The following is a 25,842-nucleotide window of genomic DNA, read 5'->3' as shown; positions in this document are numbered from 1 at the left end:
CCTCCGTTTTTCTTTTAAATAATCTCAAATTATATTATACCACAAAGTAGACTAAATTAAGAAAAGCAAGCAGAAGGAATATCTGACTTGCTTTATGAAGTATATATTTATGGTTTTAAAAATAATTTTCTAAATGTTTCTTCCTTATCTTTATTTAAGGAAATCATGTTTAAATCTAAATGGTGATCAAATCCTACAAGTCTCCCCTTAGATGTATACTGATGAAGATCATAATCAAGGTCTGTCACCGGAGTACTTTCAAAATAACCTGAATCAGTACCATAAGTTGGAATCCAAACTGCAGTAAAGTTATCAGTGCTGACACTATGCTCTTGCATGAAGTAGACTCCAATATAGATGCCAATGTTTTTAGCGCCAAGGGCAGCTAGTTTAGCACGAAAAGCTTCGACCCCTTTATTCATATCTGACATGGTTTTTTCTTCGACATCGAGCCAATAGTAACTTGGATTATATGGAGATGCGGCGTTGTAGAAAGCCTCAGCAGCCTTTTCCATATCCTGAACATTTTTCGCAGATACATAAGCATAAACTGCTACAGGAATATTCCTTTTTTGTAATTCTGTTATATGGCTTCTATAAGCTTTATCTGTACCATTGGTAAATGATGCATCGTTCTCGGTTGTTATTTGATTTCCACTATGAACCCGAACGATTGCACCCGAAATATTCTTTGATAAAATATCATAATTTATTTCAGCTGGTCTTTGCCAACCAGATAAATCGATTATAGGTTTATCTAAATTGTGTAATGCTTGATTTTCTACTTGTACTGGATTCGGTTTAGTTTTAACAGGATGCTCTTCAAACTTTGGTCGGTTTATAATTAAAATCCCGATGAACACAGCTAGAATAGTAAAAACAAAAGCTGGATGAATTTTTTTTCTCATACTCCTCTAGTTTATCGTAAATATGTTAAAAAATCAAAAAAAACACTCAAAACTGGCAGTTTGAAGCAATAAGTGTCCATGTGTTTTAGCCAATTTTATGTTTGAAGAGGTAAAATATGGTATAATGTAATGGAAATTCTATAGAAAAGAGAAAAATATGGCAAATTATGCAATTATTTTAGCAGCGGGTAAAGGTACTCGCATGAAATCAGATCTTCCAAAAGTCATGCACAAGGTTGCTGGGATTTCTATGCTTGAGCATGTTTTCCGTAGCGTGGGAGTAATTAATCCTGAAAAAACAGTTACAGTAGTAGGACATAAGGCAGATCTAGTTGAACAAGTCTTAGCAGGTCAAACAGATTTTGTAAGACAGACAGAACAACTAGGAACTGGTCACGCAGTTATGATGGCTGAGCCAATCCTTGAAGGTTTGACTGGACAAACTTTAGTCATTGCTGGTGATACTCCTTTAATTACTGGTGAAAGTTTGAAGAACTTGATTAATTTTCATGTGAATCATAAAAATGTTGCTACGATTTTAACTGCTGAAGCGGATAATCCATTTGGCTATGGACGTATCATACGTAATGAAAATGCTGAGGTTCTTAGAATTGTTGAGCAAAAGGATGCTACTGATTTTGAAAAACAAATCAAAGAAATCAATACAGGAACTTACGTTTTTGATAATGCTCGTCTCTTTGAAGCTCTAAAAAATATCAATACGAATAATGCACAGGGAGAGTATTACATTACGGATGTAATTGGTATTTTCCGTGAAGCGGGAGAAAAAGTTGGTGCTTATACATTAAAAGACTTTGATGAAAGTCTCGGCGTCAATGATCGTGTAGCTCTTGCAACTGCTGAAGCTGTAATGCGCCGTCGTATTAACCAAGCCCATATGGTAAATGGTGTTAGTTTTGTAAATCCTGAAGCCACTTATATTGATATTGACGTTGAAATTGCTCCAGAAGTTCAAATTGAAGCTAATGTAACTATTAAAGGAGCTAGCAAGATTGGCGCTGAAACTATTCTCACTAATGGTACCTACATCGTAGATAGTTCTATTGGTTCAGGAGCTGTAATCACCAACTCTACTATTGAAGAAAGTAGCTTAGCTGATGGTGTAACAGTAGGTCCTTACGCTCATATTCGTCCAGGATCAAACCTTGATAAGAATGTGCACATCGGTAACTTTGTTGAAGTCAAAGGTTCGAGCATCGGTGAAAACACTAAATCAGGTCATCTAACTTACATTGGCAACAGCGAGATTGGTAAAGATGTAAACATTGGTGCTGGTACGATTACTGTCAATTACGATGGTCAAAAGAAATATAAGACTATTATTGGAGACAATGTATTTGTTGGTTCGAATTCAACCATCATTGCACCTGTAGAACTTGGAGACAATTCACTAGTAGGCGCTGGTTCAACTATTACCAAGGATGTACCAACAGATGCTGTAGCAATTGGACGTGGACGTCAAGCTAACAAAGAAAAACTTGCAACTCGTTTACCTCATCATCCTAAGAATAAATAGGAGTTTCTAATGGAATTCGAAGAAAAGACACTTAGTCGTAAAGAAATTTATAAAGGCCCAATTTTCCAGCTGGTTCAGGATCAAGTTGAATTACCTGCTGGAAAGGGAACTGCTCAGCGAGACTTGATTTTTCATAATGGTGCAGTCTGTGTTTTAGCTGTTACTGCAGAAAATAAAATCGTCTTGGTCAAGCAATATCGTAAGTCGATTGAAAAAGTTTCTGTTGAAATTCCTGCAGGTAAACTAGAAATTGGTGAAAATACTAACCCTGAAGCTGCAGCCCTTCGTGAATTAGAAGAAGAAGCAGCTTACACTGGTAAATTAAGTCTTTTGTATGACTTTTATTCGGCAATTGGTTTTTGTAACGAAAGACTAAGATTATATCTAGCCAGTGACTTAGCCAAGGTTGAAAACCCACGTCCTCAGGACGAAGATGAGACCATAGAGCTACTAGAAGTTAGTTTAGAAGAAGCAAAAGCACTTATCCAGTCTGGTCATATCTGTGATGCTAAGACTATCATGGCAATCCAGTACTGGGAATTACAAGAAAAATAGAGGAGGAACCCATGGGAAAACCTTTATTGACTGATGAAATGATTGAAAGAGCTAATCGAGGAGAGGACATCTCGGGTGCTCCCTTGCTGGATAGCGAGGAGACAAAGATTCTACCGACTTCTTCTCGAGGTGTTTCCTACAATCAATCTAAAGATCATGGTTTTAGTCAGGAAACTTTAACAATTGAAGTCGAGCCTTCAATTCATAAGAGCCGTCGAATTGAAAATACTAAGAGAAACGTCTTTAATTCTAAGTTGAATAAGATTCTTTTTGCTGTTATTTTACTCTTGATTTTGCTAGTTTTAGCAATGAGATTTATTTAAGGGGACTATCATGAAAATTGGAATTATAGCAGCTATGCCAGAAGAGCTGGTTTATCTGATTCAACATTTAGAAAACGCTCAAGAAGAGACGGTATTAGGAAACAAGTATCATACAGGTAAAATTGGTTCAGTCGAGCTTGTCTTAATCGAGAGTGGAATTGGTAAAGTTATGTCTGCTATGAGTGTAGCAATCTTAGCTAAGCACTTTAAAGTAGATGCTGTTATCAATACAGGTTCGGCCGGTGCCCTTGCTGAAGGCATTTCAGTGGGTGATGTGGTTATTGCTGAAAAGCTTGCCTACCATGATGTTGATGTAACTGCTTTTGGGTATGAATACGGTCAAATGGCCCAACAACCACTCTATTTCGAATCTGACAAGAAGTTTGTCAGAATGATTCAAGAGAGTTTGTCTAAACTTAACCAAAAATGGCATTTAGGTTTGATTGCGACCGGTGATAGTTTTATTGCGGGTGAAGATAAGATTAAAGCTATAAAAGAACATTTTCCTCAGGTGCTTGCGGTTGAGATGGAAGGAGCGGCTATCGCTCAAGCAGCTCACGCGCTGAATCTACCTTTCTTAGTTGTCCGTGCCATGAGTGATAATGCTAACCACGAAGCTTCTATTTCATTTGATGAATTTATCGTAGAAGCAGGACGCAGATCGGCTCAAGCCTTGTTGACACTTTTACAATCAATTCATGAATAAAATCAAAAGGACACTGTTTAGTGTTCTTTTTTTGAAAACAAGCTAGATTATTCCAAGTGCGGTTATTTTTAGTCTTTTTTGATATAATAGAAACATTGATTTGAAGAATTGGGAGAGAAAATGAATTCTTTATTATATGGTATGAATGACAGACAGGCAGAAGCGGTCCAAACAACAGAAGGTCCACTGCTGATCATGGCGGGGGCTGGTTCTGGTAAGACACGAGTTTTGACCCATCGTATTGCCTACTTAATTGATGAAAAGATGGTTAATCCCTGGAATATTTTAGCCATTACCTTTACCAACAAGGCTGCTCGTGAAATGAAAGAACGAGCCTATGGGCTAAATTCAGCTACACAGGACTGTTTGATAGCGACCTTTCACTCTATGTGCGTTCGTATATTACGTCGTGATGCGGATCATATTGGTTACAATCGTAACTTTACCATTATCGATCCAGGTGAGCAGCGAACACTGATGAAACGCATTCTCAATCAGCTAAACTTGGATCCAAAAAAATGGAATGAACGGACTATATTAGGAACCATTTCAAATGCTAAGAATGATCTGATTGACGATGAGGCATACTCTGCCCAAGCTGGTGATTTGTATACAGATATTGTAGCTAAGTGTTATACGGCCTATCAGAAAGAACTTCGTCAATCAGAATCTGTTGACTTTGATGATTTAATTATGTTGACTTTGCGTCTCTTTGATCAAAATCCTGACGTCTTGACTTACTATCAGCAAAAGTTTCAATATATCCATGTTGATGAGTACCAAGATACCAACCACGCTCAATATCAACTCGTTAAACTTTTAGCTTCTCGCTTCAAAAATATCTGTGTGGTTGGAGATGCTGACCAGTCTATTTACGGATGGCGTGGTGCTGATATGCAAAATATCCTTGATTTTGAAAAGGATTATCCTGATGCAAAGGTTGTCTTGTTAGAGGAGAATTACCGTTCAACCAAAACCATTCTCCAAGCGGCTAATGACGTTATCAAAAACAATAACAATCGCCGTCCTAAGAATCTATGGACTCAAAATGCGGATGGGGAACAAATTGTCTACTATCGTGCTAATGATGAACAAGACGAGGCTGTTTTTGTAGCCAAAACCATCGATGAACTTGGTCGCACTCATAACTTCCTTCATAAAGACTTTGCTGTGCTTTACCGTACCAATGCCCAGTCACGTACCATTGAGGAAGCTCTGCTCAAGTCTAATATTCCTTATACCATGGTTGGTGGGACAAAATTCTACAGCCGTAAGGAAATTCGTGATATCATTGCCTATCTTAACCTCATTGCCAATTTGAGCGACAATATCAGTTTTGAGCGTATTATCAATGAACCAAAACGTGGTATTGGTCCAGGTACTGTTGAGAAGATTCGTGATTTTGCTAATATGCAAGAGATGTCTATGCTGGATGCTTCGGCAAATATCATGTTATCAGGTATCAAAGGTAAAGCGGCTCAGTCTATTTGGGACTTTGCAAATATGATCCTTGATTTGAGGGAACAACTTGATCGACTTTCAATTACTGAGTTGGTAGAAGCAGTATTAGAAAAAACAGGCTACGTTGATATCCTGAATGCCCAAGCAACCTTGGAGAGTAAGGCTCGGGTTGAAAATATCGAGGAGTTCCTCTCTGTTACCAAAAACTTCGATGACAATCCTGAAAGCCAAGAAGAGGAAACAGGACTAGATAAGCTGAGTCGTTTCTTGAACGACCTTGCCTTAATTGCAGATACGGACTCAGGCAGTCAGGAGACGTCAGAAGTAACCTTAATGACCTTACATGCTGCCAAAGGACTCGAGTTTCCAGTTGTCTTTATTATCGGTATGGAAGAAAATGTCTTTCCTCTTAGTCGTGCCTCTGAAGATCCAGATGAATTAGAAGAAGAACGTCGTCTCGCCTATGTAGGAATCACGCGCGCCGAGAAAATTCTTTATCTGACTAATGCTAACTCACGTTTGCTTTTTGGGCGTACTAGTTATAATCGTCCGACCCGTTTTATCAACGAGATTAGTTCAGATTTGTTGACCTATCAAGGTTTGGCTCGTCCGACAAATACAAGCTTTAAAGCGTCATATAGTAGTGGTGGTACTACATTTGGTCAAGGAATGAGTCTGGCTCAGGTTTTTCAAGAGCGTAAACGCAATACTGCGCCCACATCTATCCAATCAAGTGGTTTACCATTTGGACAATTTGCATCTACTAGTAAATCGTCATCTAGTGAAACTAGTTGGTCTATCGGAGATATTGCTCTTCATAAAAAATGGGGTGAAGGAACTGTGCTTGAAGTATCAGGTAGTGGCTCAACACAGGAATTAAAAATCAATTTCTCAGAAGTCGGTTTGAAAAAACTTTTGGCTAGTGTAGCACCGATTGAAAAAAGTAAGTTTCTAAACGAATAAAATATCCTCTTGAAATAGCAAGAGGGTATTTTTTTTGATTCTCTTATCACAAGATTGTGATAGTTTACAAGTTTTTAACAAATAGCTTTTTAACTTCACTATCTAAAAAAATAGTATATAATTGAAACTGTTTATAAAAGGAGTAGAAAATGTCTGAAAAAAAAATGAAAACTTTGGGTTGGATTGCAACCTTTATGTCTGTAATGATGTATGTCTCTTATATTCCTCAAATTATGAATAACCTTGCTGGTCAAAAAGGGAATTTTATCCAACCAGCAGTAGCTGCACTTAACTGCAGTCTTTGGGTTTACTACGGACTCTTTAAAAAAGAACGTGATATCCCTTTGGCAGCAGCTAATGCACCAGGTATCGTTTTTGGGATTATTACCGCATTGACAGCAATATTCTAAAAATAAAAAGCAATTAGCAGAGTTATCTGTTAGTTGCTTTTTATTTGTTTACAAAATATATTTCTCAATAGCACGTGCAACACCATCTTCTTCATTGCTATCAGTTACGGCATCAGCGAGAGATTTGACGTAGTCGCTGGCATTACCCATGGCGATCCCCAGCCCAGCAAACTCTAACATCTCAATGTCGTTATTGGCATCACCCATAGCCATGATTTCAGAAGGTTGGATATCTAAAATCTCAGCCAAACGAGAAAGAGCAGAAGCCTTAGTTGTACCGAGTGGCATTGCCTCATAAATCACTGGTTGTGAACGAACACCGCTAAATTTTTGACAAAGTTCTTCAGCGAAACGTTGTTCAAAGTCATCTGTCTGTTCTTTTGTCCCTAAAAACATTCCCTGGAACATACGATACTTCCCACTAGTAGCTTCTTCCAGTGTGATTTCAGTCAGGTCGGCAAAGACGAGTGTCGCATCATATTGAACGATAGGATTTGGTTTGCCTCCGAGAACGAAGTAGTGTTCCTCGTCAAAGAGAGTCAATTGAACTTCACTTTTTTCAGCAAGGTCATTCAGGTATTCAATATCAGATTTGCTAAGTTCTCTCCAATCAACTAGTCCCCAATCACTAGTTTGGTGGGTAGAACAACCATTGTTGACAATAACGTATTCATTCTGCAAATCTAGGCCTAGTTTCTTGTAGTAGGGAAGAACTCCAAAGAGAGGACGCCCAGTACATAGAACCAGTTTGACACCTTTTTCGATAGCCTTATGAATGGCATCAATATGAGCCTGAGGGATTTCCTTGGCTTCGTTGAGCAGAGTTCCATCCATATCCAGGGCAAGTAGTTTAATCATAGTATTTCCTTTTCACGTGTTTTGCATATATTATAGCATATTTTGAGGCAAATAAGTCTAAAGCTAAGTGAAATGCCATTTCTATTTAGGTTTTTAGTAGATAGATAACAAAAATATGATATACTAAATTAGTAATATATTTAATATTATACTGATAATGGATAAATAATCAAAGGATTTATCATGAAAAGAAGAACAGTACAGATTTTACTAGCCTTGTTAGTAATTATTTATAGGAAGACATGGTTTTGGTGGATTTTTAATCATTTTGCAGGTAGGCTTGTGCCTGCTAGTAGAGAATTTTTTCAAATTCTTTCTTTTTTAGAGTTTAGCGTTACTTTTCTAGCTATTCTTTATTTACTAGTATACGAAGGTGGAAGAATTCTTGAGTTGAAGTGGAAATGGAGATATCCAGTTTATTTGCTTCTTGCTTATGGAGTCAATCATATTTCAGGTATTGTGTTTTCCTTTTTAACCCCAGCAACGTCCAATCAAATGTCTTTAAATGAATTAGTTGAGATGACAGGGCGACAAGAGTTACTATATTTATTGCTTATTACTTGTCTGCTAGGACCAATTACAGAAGAATTGGTTTATCGAGGAGTTCTCATGAATACATTTTTGAAAGATTCACCTTGGTATGGAGATGTTTTACTATCAGCCTGTGTCTTTGGCTATGTGCATGTTTCTGATGGTATAACACCACTTGCCTTTTTCACCTATGCAAGCGGAGGAGCGATTGTAGCATTCCTCTACCGAAAAACTCATTCTCTCTATTATCCCATTTTGCTCCATATCATGATTAACATTTTAGCATTTTGGGAATTATGGGTACTCTTGTTTTCTGGTAGTTAATAACTATAAAAGGTCGGATTTTATTCCGACTTTTTTGATATGGGACAGGTTAAAATTAGTGCTTTATATCAATCTGTTTTTACTTAAAAAATGATATAATAAAAGGTAATGACAAAAACAAACGAGGCAGAGATGAAACTACTTTATACCGATATTCGGACTTCTTTGACAGAAATCCTAACCAAGGAGGCTCAAGGACTAGTTGACCAAGGAAAACGAGTCTTTTATATCGCCCCTAATTCTCTTTCTTTTGAAAAGGAACGTGCCGTGCTGGAGTGCTTGAGTCAGCATGCTTCTTTTGCTATCACAGTCACGCGCTTCGCTCAAATGGCTCGTTATCTGGTTTTAAATGATATTCCTGAGAGGTCAAGTCTCGATGATATCGGTCTTGGTATGGCTTTCTATAAATGTCTGTCCGAGATTGATCCGAAGGATTTACGTGTTTACGGGGCTATTAAACAAGATCCTCAATTCATCCAGCAACTGATTGAGATTTATCATGAAATTTCAACTGCAAAGATGAGTTTTTTGGACTTGGAAAGTTTGACAGATGCTGATAAACGTTCTGATTTACTCTTGATTTTTGAAAAGGTAACAGCTTATCTCAACCAAGGTCAAGTTTCACAAGGGAGTCCATTATCTCATCTGATTGATGCTATCGAAGAAAGCAAGGTAAGTAGTGATTTTAGTAAGATAGCCCTAGTCATTGATGGTTTTACCCGTTTTTCTGCAGAAGAGGAACACCTAGTGGATTTGCTTCATCGTAAGGGTGTTGAAATTATTATTGGTGTATATGCAACTAAGAAAGCATACACTAGTCCTTTTAGTGAAGGGAATCTCTATCAAGCTAGTGTTGAATTTCTAGGTCATTTGGCATTTAAATATCAGACCAAGGCAGAAGATGCATGTCAAGAACATAAAGATATTGATGCTTTTGCCAAGGCCTCAAAATTACTGGAAAGTGCTTATGATTATTCTGAAATCAGTATAGAAGTGGATGCTAAGGATAGAGAAGACTTGCAAATCTGGTCTTGTCTGACACAGAAAGAAGAGCTGGAGCTCGTTGCTCGTAGCATTCGCCAGAAATTGCACCAAGAACCTGAACTTAGCTATAAGAATTTTCGTATCTTACTAGGAGACGTAGAGTCTTATAAACTGTCCTTGCAGACAATTTTTAATCAATATCAGATTCCTTTCTATCTGGGGAGAAGCGAGTCTATGGCTCATCATCCTTTGACTCAATTTGTAGAATCTGTGGGACGTCTCAAACGGTACTATTTCCGTCAAGAAGATTTGATTAATCTCCTGCGAACCGGATTATACACCGATCTTACTCAGGAAGAAATCGATAGCTTTGAACAATATATCCGCTATTTAGGTATTGATGGACTTTCTAACTTTAAACAAGAATTTACAAAAAATCATCATGGAAAATTTGATTTAGAAAAATTAAATGATCTGCGTGTCCGTGTCCTAAACCCACTAGAAACTTTATTATCCAGTCGTAAGCAAAAGACTGAAAATATCCTTACAAAATGGAACAACTTTTTGAAGGATGCATCTGTGACCAAGCAATTACAATCCTTATCCGAAACGATGGATGCGACAGAGCAAGAAAGACAAGAAGAGGTCTGGAAGGCATTTTGCCACGTAATGGAGCAATTTGCGACTGTATTTGAAGGTTCTCAGGTCGCTTTAGATGATTTCTTGGCTCTTCTTCATTCAGGGATGTCCTTATCAAATTATCGTACAATCCCAGCAACGGTAGATACGGTTCTGGTGCAAAGTTATGATTTGATTTCGCCTTTGACTTCTGATTACATCTATGCACTTGGCTTAACCCAGGACCATCTACCTAAAATCACCCAAAATACTAGTCTTTTAAGTGATGAAGAAAGAGAAGTTTTAAACCAAGGTACTGAAGAAGGCTCTCAATTATTGATTGCTAGTCATGAAAATCTTAAGAAGAATCGCTATACCATGCTTTCTTTAGTCAATTCTGCTCGTAAACAGTTAGTCTTGTCAGCGCCAAGCTTGCTCAATGAAAACGAGAGTAAAGAGTCAGTTTATCTGAAAGAATTGCAGGATTTTGGTTTTACCAAGATTGAAAAGAGAATCGATCGAAGAAACCTATCAAAGGATGATATTGGTTCTTATCACAGTCTTTTGTCTAGTCTTGTTGCCTATCACCAGCAAGGTGAGTCGGAGACAAGTGAGCAGGACTTAACCTTTATTAAGGTTCTAGCTCGTGTTATGGGGAGAAAATTAGAAGATCAAGGTCTTGATAATCCTGTCCTACCGACAAGTCCAAAAAGTAAGACCTTAGCTACTGAAACTTTGGAAGCCTTGTATCCTCAAGATCAAGATTTTTATCTATCAACTTCTGGACTAACGGAGTTTTATCGAAACGAATATAGTTATTTCCTTCGATATGTCTTAGGCTTGCAAGAAGAATTGCGTCTACGACCTGATGCAAGAAGTCACGGGAATTTCTTACATCGTATTTTTGAACGAGCTATGAAACTTCCTGCTGATACACCTTTTGATCGTCGTTTAGAACAAGCAATCTCTGAAACCAGTCAAGAGCGAGAATTTCAAGCCATTTATCAAGATAGTTTAGAAGCTCAATTCACCAAGGATGTTCTTTTGGATGTTGCGCGTGCAACAGGTCACATCCTTCGTCACAATTCTGAAATTGAAACGATTCAGGAAGAAGCAGTCTTTGGTGGTAAGGAACAAGCCTTTGTTCAGTTAGATAACGGCAGAAATGTCTATGTCCGTGGGAAAGTTGACCGTATCGATCGCTTAAAGACCAGTGAAACTATTGGTGTTGTAGATTACAAATCTTCTGCGACTCAGTTTAATTTCCCTCTCTTCTATAACGGCCTTAATTCACAATTACCAACCTATCTAGCTGCTCTTAAGAAAGAAGGAAATACAGACTTCTTTGGTGCCATGTATTTAGAGATGGCTGAACTAGTTCAGTCCTTACAATCTGTTAAAACTCTTTCAAAGGCTTTAGCAGAAACGACAAAGAGTATGAAATATCAAGGGCTATTTCTCGAAAAAGAGATAAAGAACCTTGGGGAACTATATAATAAAAACAAGACCTATCAGTTGTCTGATGAGGAATTCCAGTTATTGCTTGACTATAACGCCCTTATTTATAAGAAAGCAGCAGAGAAGATTTTATCTGGTAGATTTGCTATCAATCCCTATACAGAAGACGGCAGAAGTATTGCCCCTTATGTCCAACAATACCAGTCGATAACTGGTTTTGAAGCTAATTACCATTTAGGTCAGGCTAGATTGTTAGATAAGGTTGCTAAGAGCAATGATAAGGAAACATGGTTTAATAAAATTAGAGAGGAGTTGGAGCGATGAAATTTTTATCCCAAGAAGAGATTGAAGAGTTGCAAGTAGCAGAAGCTCATTCTGACAAGAAACCAAAGAAAACTGCTGAGCAAATTCAAGCTATTTACAGTTATGGTCAAAACATTCTGGTCTCAGCATCAGCTGGCTCAGGAAAAACCTTTGTCATGGCTGAACGAATTCTTGATCAACTAGCGCGTGGTGTAGAAATTCGCCAACTCTTTATCTCAACCTTTACGGTAAAGGCAGCAACCGAGTTAAAAGAACGCTTGGAAAAGAAAATCAGCCAACAAATCCAAGAGACTCAAGATATGGAGCTAAAAAAGCATCTTGGAAGACAATTAGCTGATTTACCAAACGCTGCGATTGGAACCATGGACTCTTTTACTCAGAAGTTCCTGGCTAAACATGGTTATCTTCTCGATCTTGCTCCAAACTTCCGCATTCTTGAGAATGAAAGTGAGCAACTCCTCTTAAAGAATGATGTGTTTCGACAAGTTTTCGAAAGTCACTACCAAAGTAAGGAACAAGAACAGTTTAGTAAGCTAGTCAAAAACTTTGCAGGAAAAAGCAAGGATGCGCGTGGTTTGCGTAAACAGGTCTATATGATTTATGACTTTTTGCAATCTACAAGTAATCCTCAGACTTGGCTACAGGAATCTTTCTTAAAAGGTTTCGAAAAGGCCGATTTTACAAGTTCTAAAGAAAAGCTGGCTCAAGACATTCAGCAAAGACTCTGGGATTTGGAAAGTTTCTTCCGTTACCATCTAGAGAATGATGCCAAGGAATTTGGTAAAGCAGCGTATTTAGAGGCTGTTCAACAAGTTCTTGATGAAATTGGAGCTTTAACCAACTTATCAACTTTTCATCAATATCAAGAAGTTCTAGAGCGAGTTGTGAATATTTCTAAGGATAAGGGTGGCCGTGCTCTCACAAATTCTAGTCGCAAGGCTGAACTCCTAGAACTGAAAGAAGCCTACAATGAAGAGAGAAAAGATAAATTTGAAAAGCTAATTGCACTAAATGACCAAATTACTTTATTGAAATTCCAGGAAAAATATCATCAAGAGTCTTGGGACTTAGCAAAGACTTTTCAAGTTTTCATGAGTGATTTTATTGATGCCTACCGAAAGCGTAAACGTGAAGAAAATGCCTTTGAATTTGCGGATATTAGCCATTATACGATTGAGATATTGGAAAACTTCCCTCAAGTTCGAAAAGAGTATCAGGAACGCTTCCACGAAGTCATGGTCGATGAGTACCAAGATACCAACCATATCCAGGAAAGAATGTTGGAACTCCTCTCAAACGGCCATAACCGTTTTATGGTGGGAGATATTAAGCAGTCTATTTATCGTTTTAGACAGGCAGATCCCCAAATCTTCAATGAAAAATTCCACAGCTTTGCTCAGGATGGCAAAGAAGGTCAGTTAATACTGCTCAAGGAAAACTTCCGTAGTAGTTCAGAAGTTCTAGATGCTACAAATGACGTCTTTAAGCATCTTATGGACGAGGAAGTTGGAGAGATTACTTATGATGGTATGCACCAGCTTGTTTTCGGTAATACTGATTTACAACCAGATCTAGAGAACAAGGCAGAAGTCCTCTTGTATGATAAGGATGTTGACGGTGATTCTAAGGAAGAGGAAGAGTTTTCGACCAACAAACTGACTGGTGAAATGCGAATGGTCATTAAGGAGATATTGCATCTTCATAATGATAAGGGTGTACCTTTCAAGGACATGGCTCTCTTAACTGCTAGTCGAAGTCGTAATGATCAAGTTCTGCTAGCCTTGTCTGAATATGGTATTCCTGTCAAGACAGACGGTGCTCAAGCAAACTATTTGCAATCCCTAGAAGTGCAGGTGATGTTGGATACTCTTCGTGTCATCCATTATCCTCTGCAAGACTTCGCTTTGGTAGCTCTGATGAAGTCTCCGATGTTTAGCTTTGATGAGGATGAATTAGCACGTCTCGCACTTCAAAAATCTGAGGATAAAGTTCAAGAGAACTTTTATGAAAAATTAGTCAATGCTCAAGCACAAACTAGCCTCCAAAAGGATTTAATAAAATCTGAACTCCATAAAAAGCTTAACCTTTTCTTGGAAACTGTTAATTCTTGGCGTTTGTTCTCAAAAACTCATTCGCTTTATGACCTTATTTGGAAAATCTATAGCGAACGTTACTACTATGATTATGTTGGTGCTTTGCCAAATGGTCAGGCTAGACAGGCTAACCTCTATGCCTTAGCTTTACGAGCTGATCAGTTTGAAAAGAGTAATTTTAAGGGATTATCTCGCTTTATTCGAATGATTGACCAAGTCTTGGAAGCCCAGCATGATCTTGCCAATGTTGCTGTAGCACCACCTAAGGATGCAGTAGAACTTATGAGTATTCATAAGAGTAAAGGGCTTGAATTTCCTTATGTCTTTATCCTCAATATTGATCAAAAATTCAACAAGAAGGATACTATGTCTGAGGTTATCCTCAGTCGCACAAATGGAATTGGATTAAATTATGTAGCTAGAGTCGCTACAAATGCAAAAGAGGAATATGTTCCATCTACGATTAAGTTATCTATCCCAAGCTTAACATATACGCAAAATGAGGAAGAACTCCAATTAGCAAGTTATTCTGAACTCATGCGTTTGCTCTATGTAGCCATGACACGTGCTGAGAAAAAACTCTATCTAGTTGGAAAAGGATCACGTGAAAAATTAGAGTCTAAAGAATATCCGACAAATGGAAAAGGTCTTTTGAGTCGAGAAATTAGACTAGACGCTCAAAATTTCCAGGATTGGATTTGGGCCATCTATCAAGCATTTTCTAAAGAGGATTTGCACTTTAGTGTGCGCTTTGAAGGTGAAGAAGACCTAACCAAAGAAGCTATCGGAGAATTGGAACATAAAAGTCAACTTCAAGATCAGTCCCAAGCAGACAATCGTCAATCCGATACCATCAGGGAAGCTCTACAAATGCTGAAAGAAGTGGAAGTCTATAACGAAATCCACCGTGCAGCAATCAATCTTCCAAGTGTTCAGACACCGAGTCAGATTAAGAAGTTTTATGAACCAGTCATGGATATGGAAGGTGTAGTAGTAGCAGGTCAAAGTAAACCAAAAGAAAATACTATTCAGTTTGAACTTCCAGACTTCTCCAAGACAGAAAAAGTCACTGGAGCTGAAATTGGTAGTGCTACCCATGAACTCATGCAGCGAATCAATCTCGATAAAGAATCTACTTTGGAAATCTTGACAGAAGCCTTGGAGCAAGTTCAAGCAACTTCAGCTGTTAAAGATAAAGTTAATCTTGATAAAATCTTGTCTTTCTTTGATACAGCTCTTGGTCAAGAGATTCTTGCAAATCAAGATAAACTATATCGAGAACAACCCTTCTCTATGTTAAAAAGAGATGCTAAGAGTCAGGAAGACTTTGTTGTTCGTGGAATCTTAGATGGTTATCTCCTCTATGAGGATAAAATTGTTCTTTTTGACTACAAGACAGATCATTATGAATATCCAAGTCAACTGATTGAACGTTATAGAGGTCAATTATCTCTATATGCAGAAGCCTTATCCCGTTCTTATCAGATAGACAAGGTTGAAAAATATCTGATTTTGCTTGGCAAAGATATGGTTGAAGTGGTCGAGGTGAACTAATCTTGTAAAAACTATTGTCATACTTGACAGTAGTTTTTATTTATTTTCAGTTATGGTATACTAGTTTCAGAAAAGGATGTAAAAGAATCTATGCCAAAAGAAATCGATATCGAATACTATCACCAATTAGCATTACAAAAGCAAAAAGAGCATCGTAAATTTCTTGGAAATCTGAAAAAGAAAGCTCCTAAAAATTTGGATAAGATTGCGCTGGAGATTCACCAAGAAGTGTTTTCAGAAATTGATTGTACAGCCTGTGCCAATTGCTGCAAGAGCCTTGGACCGGACTTTAAAGAAGCAGATATCACACGCATTGCCAAGTACTTTAAAATGAAATTACCTGCTTTCGAAGCTGAGTTTCTCCAAGTAGATGAAGACGGTGATAAAGTCTTTAAGTCAATGCCTTGTCCCTTCTTAGGTGGCGATAATCTATGTTCTATCTATGATGTTCGTCCTAAGGCTTGTAGAGAATTTCCACATACCGACCGAAAAAAGATTTATCAAATCAATAATCTGACTATCAAAAACACTTTAACCTGTCCTGCGGCCTATCTCTTCGTTGAGAAATTAAGAGAAAAATTAGAGTAAATTTTCTATTTTATAATAAATTTTATCCTCAAGTAGACTTGCTATTTGAGGATTTTTTTGTATATTTATTAACCTTGAATATTTTTACTTGCTAGAGAAAACCTGTCCTTATCATAAAGTTTCTTTAACTTTTTCTTAAAGAAAACTGATATAAGTTATCTTTAAGCGATGTTCTGTATAGTTATTCCATCATCAAAGAAAGAGGTATCGATATGAACTATATAGTCATTCCAGCTTATCAACCTGATAATAAACTTATCACACTCATCGAAAAAATTCACGAAAAGAGTGATTTTCATATTCTAGTTATCGACGACGGTAGTTCATCAAAGTGCCAAAAAATCTTTGATAAAGCTGAGCAATACGCTACAGTACTCCGTCACCAAGTAAATCAAGGGAAAGGACAATCCCTTAAAACAGCCTTTTCTTATATCCAAGAACAAAACATCTATGGAACAGTAGTCACAGCAGACGCAGATGGTCAGCATAAGATTTGGGATATTTTCCGTACGGCTAACAAAGCTTCTGAAAATCCTAACAAACTAATCTTGGGTGTGCGTGCCTTCACAGGTAAAGTTCCTCTCCGTAGCCGTTTTGGGAATAGCTTGACAAAAGCACTCTTTAAATTACAAACAGGACTAGGAGTAACAGATACACAAACAGGACTTCGTGCTTTTACAACAAATCTCATTCCTTTTATGTTGGAAATAGAAGGTCAACGTTATGAATACGAAATGAACATGCTTCTGGAAGCAAGCAGACATTATGAAATCTTAGAAGTGCCAATCGAAACTGTCTATATCAACGATAATGAAGGATCCCACTTCCGTCCGATTAGAGATGGGTTAATGATTTATAAAAATATTTTCAAATTCGCCTTGTCATCATTCAGTAGTTTTCTTGTAGACTACCTTGTCTACGCCATTGCAATCTTGTTTTTATCAACAGTCCCAACTGGTTTACGGATTTTTCTTGCTAATGGATTAGCCCGTGTGACTAGCTCGATTTTTAACTATTCAACCAATAAAAAACTAGTCTTTAAAAACGAGGATAGTCTTGTAAAAACAGGTATGGGATACTTTGGTCTGGCAGTAGGACTCTTTGTTTTAGACACGCTTCTTATTCGTCTATTCAATGCAGTCTTTGGAATGAATCTCTTAATCGTTAAGATTATTGTTGGAATTCTTCTTTTTGCTGTTTCTTGGACCGTTCAGAAGAAATTCATTTTTAAGGAAAGGACATCAACTGTACTATGAAATTTTTAAAGAAACGATATGCTTATGCCACGGTTCTTGGCTTGTTTTTAACAGGATCCTTTAGCTACTCTATGCTGAAGACCTTTGTTCTCGCTGAGACTATTTCAACAGTAGCAACAACTAGCACTAGTACAAATACTGCCACGGCAAGCCAAGCAGCTAAATCAGCAACAGTAACAGACTCAAGTTACAAAGATGATAATATTTCCATTAACTTATCAGAAACGACGGTTAATAATACCCAGGTTTACATTGCAGATGTTACGGTTAGTTCATCAGATTATCTTAAAACGGCATTCGCTCAAAATGCCTTCGGTACCAACGTAACTGCAAAAACTTCTGAAACAGCTGCTACTAATTATGCTATTTTAGCAGTCAATGGAGACTACTACGGTGCCAACTCTACTGGATATGTTATTCGTAATGGAGTCGTCTATCGAGATACTGTACGAGAAGATTCTAGTAATGGTGATTTAGCTATTTACAAGGATGGTTCTTTCAAGATTATTTACGAAGATCAAATTTCAGCTGACCAACTAGTAAAAGATGGTGTTGTTAATCTCTTGGCTTTTGGCCCAGCTTTAGTTGAAAATGGTGAGATTGCGGTAGGAACAAATGAAGAAGTTGGTCAAGCTATGGCTTCAAATCCTCGTACTGCGATTGGAATCATTGATGAAAACCACTATATTATCGTAGTTTCTGACGGACGTACATCCGAAAGCAAGGGCCTATCCCTATACCAAATGGCTGAAGTCATGAAATCATACGGTGTAAAAACCGCCTACAACCTTGATGGTGGTGGATCATCTACGCTTTACTTCAACAGTCGGGTTATTAACAAGCCAACGACTGGAGGAAATAAAATTTCAGAAAGGGCGGTGAGTGATATTGTCTACATCGGTTATTAATCCAAACAAAATACGCTTAAAAAAAACTGTCATCTCTTATACACTAATTACGATTTTCTTCTTTGCTTTTTCTAGAATTTATGAAGCATTTAGTTTCGGGGAAGTTTCCCTTCATATGCACTATTTATTTGCAGTACCTCTTCTAGGTGGAATTATTTTAGCAGTATTACTTAAGACGATTCCTCATTTCTCTCGTATTAGTCTTAATTTATGGAATTCGGCTGTAGCGATTGTTACAGCAGGCACTCTTTTCCGTGGAATTGTCAGTTTATCGGGACGTTCAACAACGTTAGATTCGCCCTATTGGTATGTAGGAATTGCGTTTGCAGCACTATCTATCGTATCGATTTTTTTAAATCCAAATATTTGGAAGAATTCTTCTAAAGCAAGCAAAACAAAACGCAAAGAAGTCTATAGTCAGGTATAAACATCATTAATAAAAGTAGTCATACAGCTCATGTACGACTATTTTTTTACGTTTGTTTCTAAAATATTTTAAATAGATTACAAGTTTCTTTCTTCCCCCAAAATAGCTTTTATATTTAAAATAATAATGTATAATATAATGGATAATATCCCTATTAAAAATAATATCTAGAAAAATATATACAGAAAGAATATATTTATTAGGAGTTTAGAATGAAAAAAGTAATGCTTTTATGCGCTCTTTCTCTTTCGGTAGCAAGTATTTCACAATCTTCTATTTTTGCTGATGAGTCTAATGTTACAAATAAAGATAAACAAGTTACAACATCAGTCATTAGTAGTGAAGCTAAGGAGCAAAAAGAAGAAAATAAAAGTGAAAAGGAAACTTCTCAAACTACTGTAAAACCTGAGCAAGATACAGAAAAGGAAAAAGATTCCAAAAAAGAAGCTGAGAAAGCTCAGCCAAAAGAAAAAGTATCTGAGGTAAAAAAAGAAGGTTGGCGACAAGAAAATAGTCAGTGGCTTTTTTACGAAAATAATCAACCAGTGATCAATTGGAAAAAGATTGGTGGAGTTTGGTACTATTTCAATCAAAATGGGGTCATGCTTAGTAATACAGTCTTTGATGATTATATTTTTAGCAAAAGTGGTGCACTAGTTAAGAATTCTTGGATAAAATTGGGTGACAACTGGTTTTATGCTTCTGAAGAAGGTAAAATAGCTAAAAATAAATGGAAGAAGATTTCTGGTGTTTGGTATTATTTCAATCAAGATGGGATCATGCTGAATAACACCATTTACAATAACTATTTATTTAATGCTAGTGGTGCTTTAGTAGAAAATGGTTGGGTTAAACTAGGTGACAACTGGTTTTATGCTAATCAAGAAGGTAAAATCTCTCGAGATAATTGGGAAAAAATTAAAGGTGTCTGGTATCATTTTGATACTGATGGCATCATGGAAAGTAACACCTGGAAAAACAAATATTACCTTAAAAATAGTGGAGCCATGGCCTCAGCCGAATGGATTTTTGATCAGAAATACAATAGCTGGTTTTATATAAAACCTGATGGAACATACGCTGAAAATGACTGGCAGGGAGCGTACTATCTTAAGTCTGGTGGTTACATGGCCATAAATGAATGGATTTATGATAAAAACTACTATGCTTGGTATTATTTGAAAGAAAATGGTGCGTATGTAACTGGTACTTATAATATAAAAGGTAAAGACTACACTTTCCATAGTAATGGAAAATGGATTTCTGATCAATCGACACATTATAAAGTGAAACCAATTACGGCTTATATTTATAGTGAATCAGGTACACGTCTGAGCTATATTAACCAAGGTAGTATTGTTACTGTCACTGGTTCTGAAACTCAAAATGGCAGAATACCAGTTCAAGTTTCTGGTTTGTCAGGTTATATGAATAAAAGTGATTTAACATCAGTTAGCGCTAGCAACGAGTTCATTCCTCATTATACTAGTGATGGACACTATGTATATCATGAACTGTCACCTTATTCTAGTATTCGTGTTGCGCCACATCATTCGTCAATGACAGTTGGCAAAAAATATTATTCTGCAGATGGAATTAATTTTGACAACTTCACAATTAATAATCCATTCCAATTTAGAGATTTAAGTAAACCTACTAATTATACTGCTGAAGAGTTAGACAAAGTATACTCTCTTATGAATATCAAAGGTAGTCGCTTAGCTGGTAAGGGAGCTATTTTTAAGGAAGCTGAAAGACGTTATCAGATTAATGCCCTATATTTGATGGCTCATAGTGCTCTAGAAAGTTCATGGGGACGTAGTCAAATTGCAAAGGATAAGAATAATTTCTTTGGTATAGCAGCTTATGATTCAACACCCTATCAATCAGCTAAGAGCTTTGATAATGTCGATAAAGGAATTTTAGGAGCTGCTAAATGGATTAGACAGAACTATTATGATCAAGGTAGAACTCACCTAGGAAACAAATCATCTGGAATGAATGTTCTTTATGCCTCTGATCCTTATTGGGGAGAAAAGATTGCTAGTATCATGATGACTATCAACAGTAGACTCGGTGATAAAGACTAATATATAAAAACGATAACTTAATAGTTTAGTTATCGTTTTTTTATACTTATTCTAGTTAATTTTTTTATTCAAAATGTTAAAAGAAATATAAAAGGATTTACTTTATATGTAAATCCTTTTAATTTTATTATGATTAAAGACTTAAAATACTAAATCTTAGTTTTCATAACCCTACTCATTTTCAGTTTTACGAGCCTTTGCAAGAACCGTAATAGAAGAAACTAGAACAAGTGAACCAAGAACTAGCATAAGAGTTCCTTTGCTCTCCCCAGTGAATGGAAGTCCAGGCTTTTCTTCAGTTGTAGTTACTGTTGTTGTAGGTACATCTGCAGTTGTTGTTGTTGTCTTTCGTTCTTCTGTGGTTGTAACAGTAGTAGTCGGAGCTTCAGTAGTCGTAACTGTAGTCGTAGTTGGCGCTTCAGTAGTCGTAACTGTAGTCGTAGTTGGAGCCTCAGTAGTCGTAACTGTAGTCGTAGTTGGAGCCTCAGTAGTCGTAACTGTAGTCGTAGTTGGCGCTTCAGTAGTCGTAACTGTAGTCGTAGTTGGCGCTTCAGTAGTCGTTACAGTAGTCGTAGTTGGCGCCTCAGTAGTCGTAACTGTAGTCGTAGTTGGAGCTTCAGTAGTCGTAACTGTAGTCGTAGGTTCTTCTTTAGTATTTACAATGGTTTTTGTTACCGCATGATCACTTCCGAAATCCTCAACATTGACAATTGTATCAGCATCTTGAATAATATATCCTGAAGGAGCTTCAATCTCGGTTAAGATATACTTGTCTTTCAAAAGTTTGTTTACAGCAATATTACCATTTTCATCTGTTTCAAACTCACCTATTACCTGATTATTGGCTTGACGAACTACTTTAAATTTGGCTCCTTTAAGTGGCTGGTTAGTATCATCAATCTTGTGAATATTGATTGAGTAAACATAACCAACACCAGCTCCACCAGCTATTTGAACAGCAGCAGTATTGCTAGCTTCTTTAAGGACAATGCCCTTACCTTTCAAAGTTACATCATTTTTCAATAACTCACCGTCTACAGGTTGGTAATTCATTCGAACTTTATAAGCGATACGATACTGATCTTGTTCAGTGATATCTCCTAAGTCGATTACAAAAGAACTACCATCTTCAGATATCGTGATAGTATGTTGGTCGGTTACATCAGTTCTATCAGTAAATTGCCACTCACCTTCAACAAATGCGAATTTACCCTTAATAATTTTAATACTATCTTTGATGTAGCTTGCATTTGTAAATTTTAATTGATCTTCAATTGTCACTTGTTGAATATTCTCTCTTGTGCGGTTAACTGAGATTGTATACTCAACTGTTTTATAATCTGTATTGTCTACCCAGCTAGTCTTAGTCAAGAGTCTTGGGTTACCATCTCCGATACCTTTAAAAGTAATTTTACCAGCAACTTTAGTTTCCTTGTTGATGGTAATTTCTATCGGAATCTCTCCTTGTTGAGGATGTTTTTTAAAATCTACTCTCGAATAGAAGAAGAATGAACCATTAGTATCTGAGTGTTTTTCAACATAGTCTGTGTATGTAATAGAAATAGATTTATTATCAGCACTTACTTTGGCGTTAGCAATAACTTCATTGGTATTAATGTCTCGAATCGTAAAAGTATCTGAAGTGATGATTAGAGCCTCAGGAACAGTTAGAACTGTAGTATCGCCAGCCTTGACGCTTTTACCTGACAAATCATAAGTAGCATTTATTCTGAAAGTAGCCCATTGTTCCAAATCCCAAGTTAGGTTACCACCTTCATTGTTAGTGACATTGACACTAGTAATTGTATCAACAAACTTTCCAGATACTGATACTTCAGGACTTTCAGCAAAAGTTTTACTATAGCCTAATGAAAATAATGTAGTTAGTAAGCATACAAAAAATGCAAATATTCTTATTTTTTTCTTATTCATATTTCGCCCTTTCTATTGAAGATAGAGTATAGTTAACGATTGATAGATATAGCACGATAAATTTCGTAGACAGACAACTGAAAAATTATAGGAAAATTTTTAGACAAGCAACATATCGCCTCCTCCAATCTATAAATAAAAACCATCCTTTAAAGTGAATTGTATCACAATAAATATTATAGGGCAAATAATAACACAAAATAATAAGAAATTTCCGATAAATTTTTAAAAATTGGAAAAAGATTGTTCATTTTTTACAAACTTTTAAACTAATTTTATCTATACAGTGTTAATGATTTAGTTTAGATATGAACTTAGTTTTAGAAATAAGGTAGTCAATATGATATACTTAGAGCAAAGGATTGTGAAGGTATTTTAACAATCATTATTTAGAAACTTTAGGATACTATTTTTATGACTTACAAATTTTTACTTTTTGATCTCGATCACACTTTGCTTGATTTTGATAGTGCCGAGAATATAGCCTTAACGCAACTCCTAGAAGAAGAAGGAGTAGAGGATATCCAAGCGTACAAGGATTATTATGTGCCTATGAATAAGGCTCTCTGGAAGGATTTAGAACAGAAAAAAATTGCAAAAGCAGATCTGGTTAACACTCGTTTTTCAAAATTGTTTTCTCACTTTGGAATTCAAAAAGATGGGGTATACTTAGCTAAACGTTATCAGTTTTTTTTATCAAAACAGGGACAAATTTTTCCTGGCGTTGAAAATCTATTAAAAACTTTGATTGATGAGGGATATGAGCTCTATGCTGCAACAAATGGAATAACCTTTATCCAGACAGGGCGTATAGAGCAATCTGGTATTGCACCATTTTTCAAGGAGATCTTTATTTCAGAACAACTTCATACTCAAAAACCAAATACTGAGTTTTATGAGAAAATCGGGGCTCTAATCCCTAACTTTGATAAAAACGACGCCCTTATGATTGGTGATTCTTTATCAGCTGATATTCAAGGGGGAAATAATGCTGGTATTGATACAGTTTGGTATAATCCCTACCATTTAGAAAATAATACACAAGCTCAGCCGACTTATGAAGTTCATTCTTACGAAGACTTGCTTGATTGCTTAGAGAAAGTGTAAAAAGTGGTTTAGATAGCCACTTTTTGCTATAATAGAGGCAATATAAATGAAGGAACGGTAGCAGTAAATGATGTCTAGGCCAATTCTTTCTCTTTATGAACCGTTGTATTCACTAAAGGAAGTTGATCAAAATATCTGGATAGTAGACGGTGATTTGATTCAAATGGATATGAAGATCTTCAAACTTCCTTTTCAGACACGTATGACTGTGATTAAGTTAAATGATGGCAAACTTTGGATTCACTCTCCGATTGCGCCAAATGAGGAACTGTTTACTGAACTGGACGCTTTGGGAAAAGTCGCTTACCTGATTTCACCAAATAAAATTCACTATTCCTATATTGTAGATTGGAAACAAAGATATCCTCATGCGCAAGCATGGTCTAGTCCAGGAGTAGAAGAGAGAGCGGAAAGTCAGAAAGTCAAGGTTGTATTTGATGCTGCCTTAACAGATAAGGCTCCCAACTTATGGTCTGATGAGATTGATCAACTCATTTTTAAGGGAAGTTCAGTCATTGAAGAGGTAGTGTTTTTTCATAAATCAACTAAAACACTGATTGTAACAGACCTCATAGAGAACTTTGAACCTGAAAAGATAGCTAGTCCAATCCGCAGAAGATTCTATCGTTTAGCTCGTGTAACATCCCCTGATGGTCAAACTCCTATCGATTATCGGATGACTTTTTTAGGAAGACAAAGGGAAGCAAAGGTTTCCTTTTCCCGTATGTTAAACTGGAAACCGGATAAAATCATACTTGCACATGGCTTATGCTTTTTTAAAAATGGCACGGATGAATTAAGACGTGCTTTTAGATGGATTCGATAAAGGAGAGAAAGCTATGCAACACTCATCTTGGCATGAATTGATTAAGCAAGAACTTCCTGAAGGGTATTTTACTCAGATTAATCATTTTATGGAGCAAGTATATAAAAATGGAACTGTATATCCACCAAAAGATAAAGTTTTTCAAGCTCTTTTGACAACTCCTCTAGAAAAGGTTAAGGTGGTTATCCTTGGTCAAGATCCCTATCATGGACCAGGTCAGGCGCAGGGATTGAGTTTTTCTGTTCCAGATAGTATTCCAGCACCTCCTTCCTTGCAAAATATTCTAAAAGAACTTGCAGATGATGTTGGATCTAAATCTTCACATGATTTGACCTCTTGGGCCGAGCAGGGAGTCTTGCTTCTTAATGCTTGTTTGACAGTTCCAGCTGGTCAAGCAAATGGTCATGCTGGTCAGATATGGGAACCTTTTACAGATGCTGTGATTAAGGTTGTCAATAACCTAGATAGACCAGTCATTTTTATACTTTGGGGTGCTTATGCACGTAAGAAGAAGGCTTTAGTGACCAATCCTCTACATTTGATTATTGAATCAGCCCATCCAAGTCCTCTTTCTGTTTACAGAGGATTTTGGGGTTCCAAGCCTTATTCTAAGGCCAATACATTCTTAAAAGAAACAGGACAAGAGTCAATTGATTGGCTTAGATAAGGAGAGAATATGCCTCAGTTAGCGACGATTTGCTACATTGATAACGGAAAAGAATTACTCATGCTTCATCGAAATAAAAAGCCTAATGATGTCCATGAAGGAAAATGGATCGGTGTAGGTGGAAAGTTAGAGCGTGGAGAAACTCCACAAGAATGTGCTGCACGTGAGATTTTGGAAGAAACAGGGTTGAAAGCTAAGCCGGTTTTAAAGGGAGTTATCACTTTTCCTGAATTCACTCCTGACCTGGACTGGTACACCTATGTGTTTAAGGTGACGGAGTTTGAGGGTGATTTGATTGACTGTAATGAAGGGACTTTAGAATGGGTTCCCTATGATGAGGTTCTAAACAAGCCGACTTGGGAAGGGGACCACACCTTTGTAGAGTGGCTTTTAGAAGATAAACCATTCTTTTCAGCAAAGTTCGTTTATGATGG

Annotated in this window: 21 protein-coding genes; 18 read left to right on the top strand and 3 right to left on the bottom strand. The window is 36.9% G+C overall.

The window, feature by feature from the left end:
• Nucleotides 1-107: 107 nt before the first annotated feature.
• Nucleotides 108-908 (bottom strand): GH25 family lysozyme, encoded by an 801-nt coding sequence (locus PAN07_RS09435; protein ID WP_269797758.1) that lies wholly within the window; start codon nt 906-908, stop codon nt 108-110.
• Between the two features lie 157 nt (nt 909-1,065).
• Here PAN07_RS09435 and glmU point away from each other — a divergent pair, with 157 nt between their 5' ends.
• The 6 genes from glmU (at nt 1,066) to PAN07_RS09405 (ending at nt 6,863) form a co-directional block, all read left to right on the top strand.
• A complete protein-coding gene (gene glmU / locus PAN07_RS09430) occupies nt 1,066-2,445 on the top strand; it encodes a bifunctional UDP-N-acetylglucosamine diphosphorylase/glucosamine-1-phosphate N-acetyltransferase GlmU (RefSeq protein ID WP_269797757.1) in 1,380 nt (459 codons plus the stop codon).
• A 9-nt stretch (nt 2,446-2,454) separates the two neighbouring features.
• Nucleotides 2,455-3,000 (top strand): NUDIX hydrolase, encoded by a 546-nt coding sequence (locus PAN07_RS09425; protein WP_269797756.1) that lies wholly within the window; start codon nt 2,455-2,457, stop codon nt 2,998-3,000.
• Nucleotides 3,001-3,011: 11 nt separating this feature from the next.
• A complete protein-coding gene (gene macP / locus PAN07_RS09420) occupies nt 3,012-3,323 on the top strand; it encodes a cell wall synthase accessory phosphoprotein MacP (RefSeq protein WP_269797755.1) in 312 nt (103 codons plus the stop codon).
• A 10-nt stretch (nt 3,324-3,333) separates the two neighbouring features.
• Nucleotides 3,334-4,029, top strand: coding sequence for a 5'-methylthioadenosine/adenosylhomocysteine nucleosidase (locus PAN07_RS09415; RefSeq protein WP_269797754.1), 696 nt, complete (start codon nt 3,334-3,336; stop codon nt 4,027-4,029).
• Nucleotides 4,030-4,149: 120 nt separating this feature from the next.
• Entirely contained in the window at nt 4,150-6,453 is a 2,304-nt protein-coding gene (gene pcrA / locus PAN07_RS09410; protein WP_269797753.1) for a DNA helicase PcrA, read from the top strand.
• 149 nt (nt 6,454-6,602) lie between these two features.
• A complete protein-coding gene (locus PAN07_RS09405) occupies nt 6,603-6,863 on the top strand; it encodes a SemiSWEET family transporter (protein WP_269797752.1) in 261 nt (86 codons plus the stop codon).
• A gap of 48 nt (nt 6,864-6,911) precedes the next feature.
• Here PAN07_RS09405 and PAN07_RS09400 read toward each other — a convergent pair whose 3' ends face one another.
• Nucleotides 6,912-7,721 (bottom strand): Cof-type HAD-IIB family hydrolase, encoded by an 810-nt coding sequence (locus tag PAN07_RS09400; protein WP_269797751.1) that lies wholly within the window; start codon nt 7,719-7,721, stop codon nt 6,912-6,914.
• A 183-nt stretch (nt 7,722-7,904) separates the two neighbouring features.
• Between PAN07_RS09400 and PAN07_RS09395 the strand changes: the two genes are divergently transcribed.
• From PAN07_RS09395 to PAN07_RS09360, 8 genes are all read left to right on the top strand, one after another.
• Nucleotides 7,905-8,576 (top strand): CPBP family intramembrane glutamic endopeptidase, encoded by a 672-nt coding sequence (locus PAN07_RS09395; RefSeq protein ID WP_269797750.1) that lies wholly within the window; start codon nt 7,905-7,907, stop codon nt 8,574-8,576.
• A 132-nt stretch (nt 8,577-8,708) separates the two neighbouring features.
• Nucleotides 8,709-11,960, top strand: a complete 3,252-nt coding sequence (gene rexB / locus PAN07_RS09390; protein ID WP_269797822.1) for an ATP-dependent nuclease subunit B — start codon at nt 8,709-8,711, stop codon at nt 11,958-11,960.
• The gene (addA, locus tag PAN07_RS09385) at nt 11,957-15,607 is read left to right on the top strand and encodes a helicase-exonuclease AddAB subunit AddA (protein ID WP_269797749.1); all 3,651 of its coding nucleotides are present in this window, start codon (nt 11,957-11,959) and stop codon (nt 15,605-15,607) included. Before rexB ends, addA begins: the two co-directional genes overlap by 4 nt.
• A gap of 90 nt (nt 15,608-15,697) precedes the next feature.
• Nucleotides 15,698-16,195, top strand: a complete 498-nt coding sequence (locus PAN07_RS09380; RefSeq protein ID WP_269797748.1) for a YkgJ family cysteine cluster protein — start codon at nt 15,698-15,700, stop codon at nt 16,193-16,195.
• A gap of 212 nt (nt 16,196-16,407) precedes the next feature.
• Complete coding sequence (locus tag PAN07_RS09375) at nt 16,408-17,451, top strand: bifunctional glycosyltransferase family 2/GtrA family protein (protein ID WP_269797747.1); 1,044 nt, start codon at nt 16,408-16,410, stop codon at nt 17,449-17,451.
• Nucleotides 17,448-18,359, top strand: coding sequence for a phosphodiester glycosidase family protein (locus PAN07_RS09370; RefSeq protein WP_269797746.1), 912 nt, complete (start codon nt 17,448-17,450; stop codon nt 18,357-18,359). The genes PAN07_RS09375 and PAN07_RS09370 overlap by 4 nt, the downstream gene beginning before the upstream one ends.
• On the top strand, nt 18,340-18,786 hold the full coding sequence (locus PAN07_RS09365) for a hypothetical protein (protein WP_269797745.1): 447 nt from the start codon (nt 18,340-18,342) through the stop codon (nt 18,784-18,786). Before PAN07_RS09370 ends, PAN07_RS09365 begins: the two co-directional genes overlap by 20 nt.
• Before the next feature lie 212 nt (nt 18,787-18,998).
• Entirely contained in the window at nt 18,999-20,876 is a 1,878-nt protein-coding gene (locus PAN07_RS09360; protein WP_269797744.1) for a glucosaminidase domain-containing protein, read from the top strand.
• A gap of 171 nt (nt 20,877-21,047) precedes the next feature.
• Here the strand turns inward: PAN07_RS09360 and PAN07_RS09355 are convergent, their stop codons facing one another.
• Nucleotides 21,048-22,808, bottom strand: coding sequence for an Ig-like domain-containing protein (locus PAN07_RS09355; protein WP_269797743.1), 1,761 nt, complete (start codon nt 22,806-22,808; stop codon nt 21,048-21,050).
• A 414-nt stretch (nt 22,809-23,222) separates the two neighbouring features.
• Between PAN07_RS09355 and PAN07_RS09350 the strand changes: the two genes are divergently transcribed.
• The 4 genes from PAN07_RS09350 to PAN07_RS09335 form a co-directional block, all read left to right on the top strand.
• The gene (locus PAN07_RS09350) at nt 23,223-23,915 is read left to right on the top strand and encodes a YjjG family noncanonical pyrimidine nucleotidase (RefSeq protein ID WP_269797742.1); all 693 of its coding nucleotides are present in this window, start codon (nt 23,223-23,225) and stop codon (nt 23,913-23,915) included.
• A 70-nt stretch (nt 23,916-23,985) separates the two neighbouring features.
• The gene (locus PAN07_RS09345) at nt 23,986-24,741 is read left to right on the top strand and encodes a DUF4336 domain-containing protein (RefSeq protein ID WP_269797741.1); all 756 of its coding nucleotides are present in this window, start codon (nt 23,986-23,988) and stop codon (nt 24,739-24,741) included.
• Nucleotides 24,742-24,754: 13 nt separating this feature from the next.
• Nucleotides 24,755-25,408 (top strand): uracil-DNA glycosylase, encoded by a 654-nt coding sequence (locus tag PAN07_RS09340; RefSeq protein ID WP_269797740.1) that lies wholly within the window; start codon nt 24,755-24,757, stop codon nt 25,406-25,408.
• A gap of 9 nt (nt 25,409-25,417) precedes the next feature.
• A partial coding sequence (locus PAN07_RS09335) for an 8-oxo-dGTP diphosphatase (RefSeq protein WP_269797739.1) occupies nt 25,418-25,842 on the top strand: 425 nt, incomplete at its 3' end.

This window comes from Streptococcus sp. SM5 (genome assembly GCF_027497975.1).
Note: the sequence above shows the minus strand (reverse complement) of the source record. Positions and strands in the feature narration are given on the sequence as shown.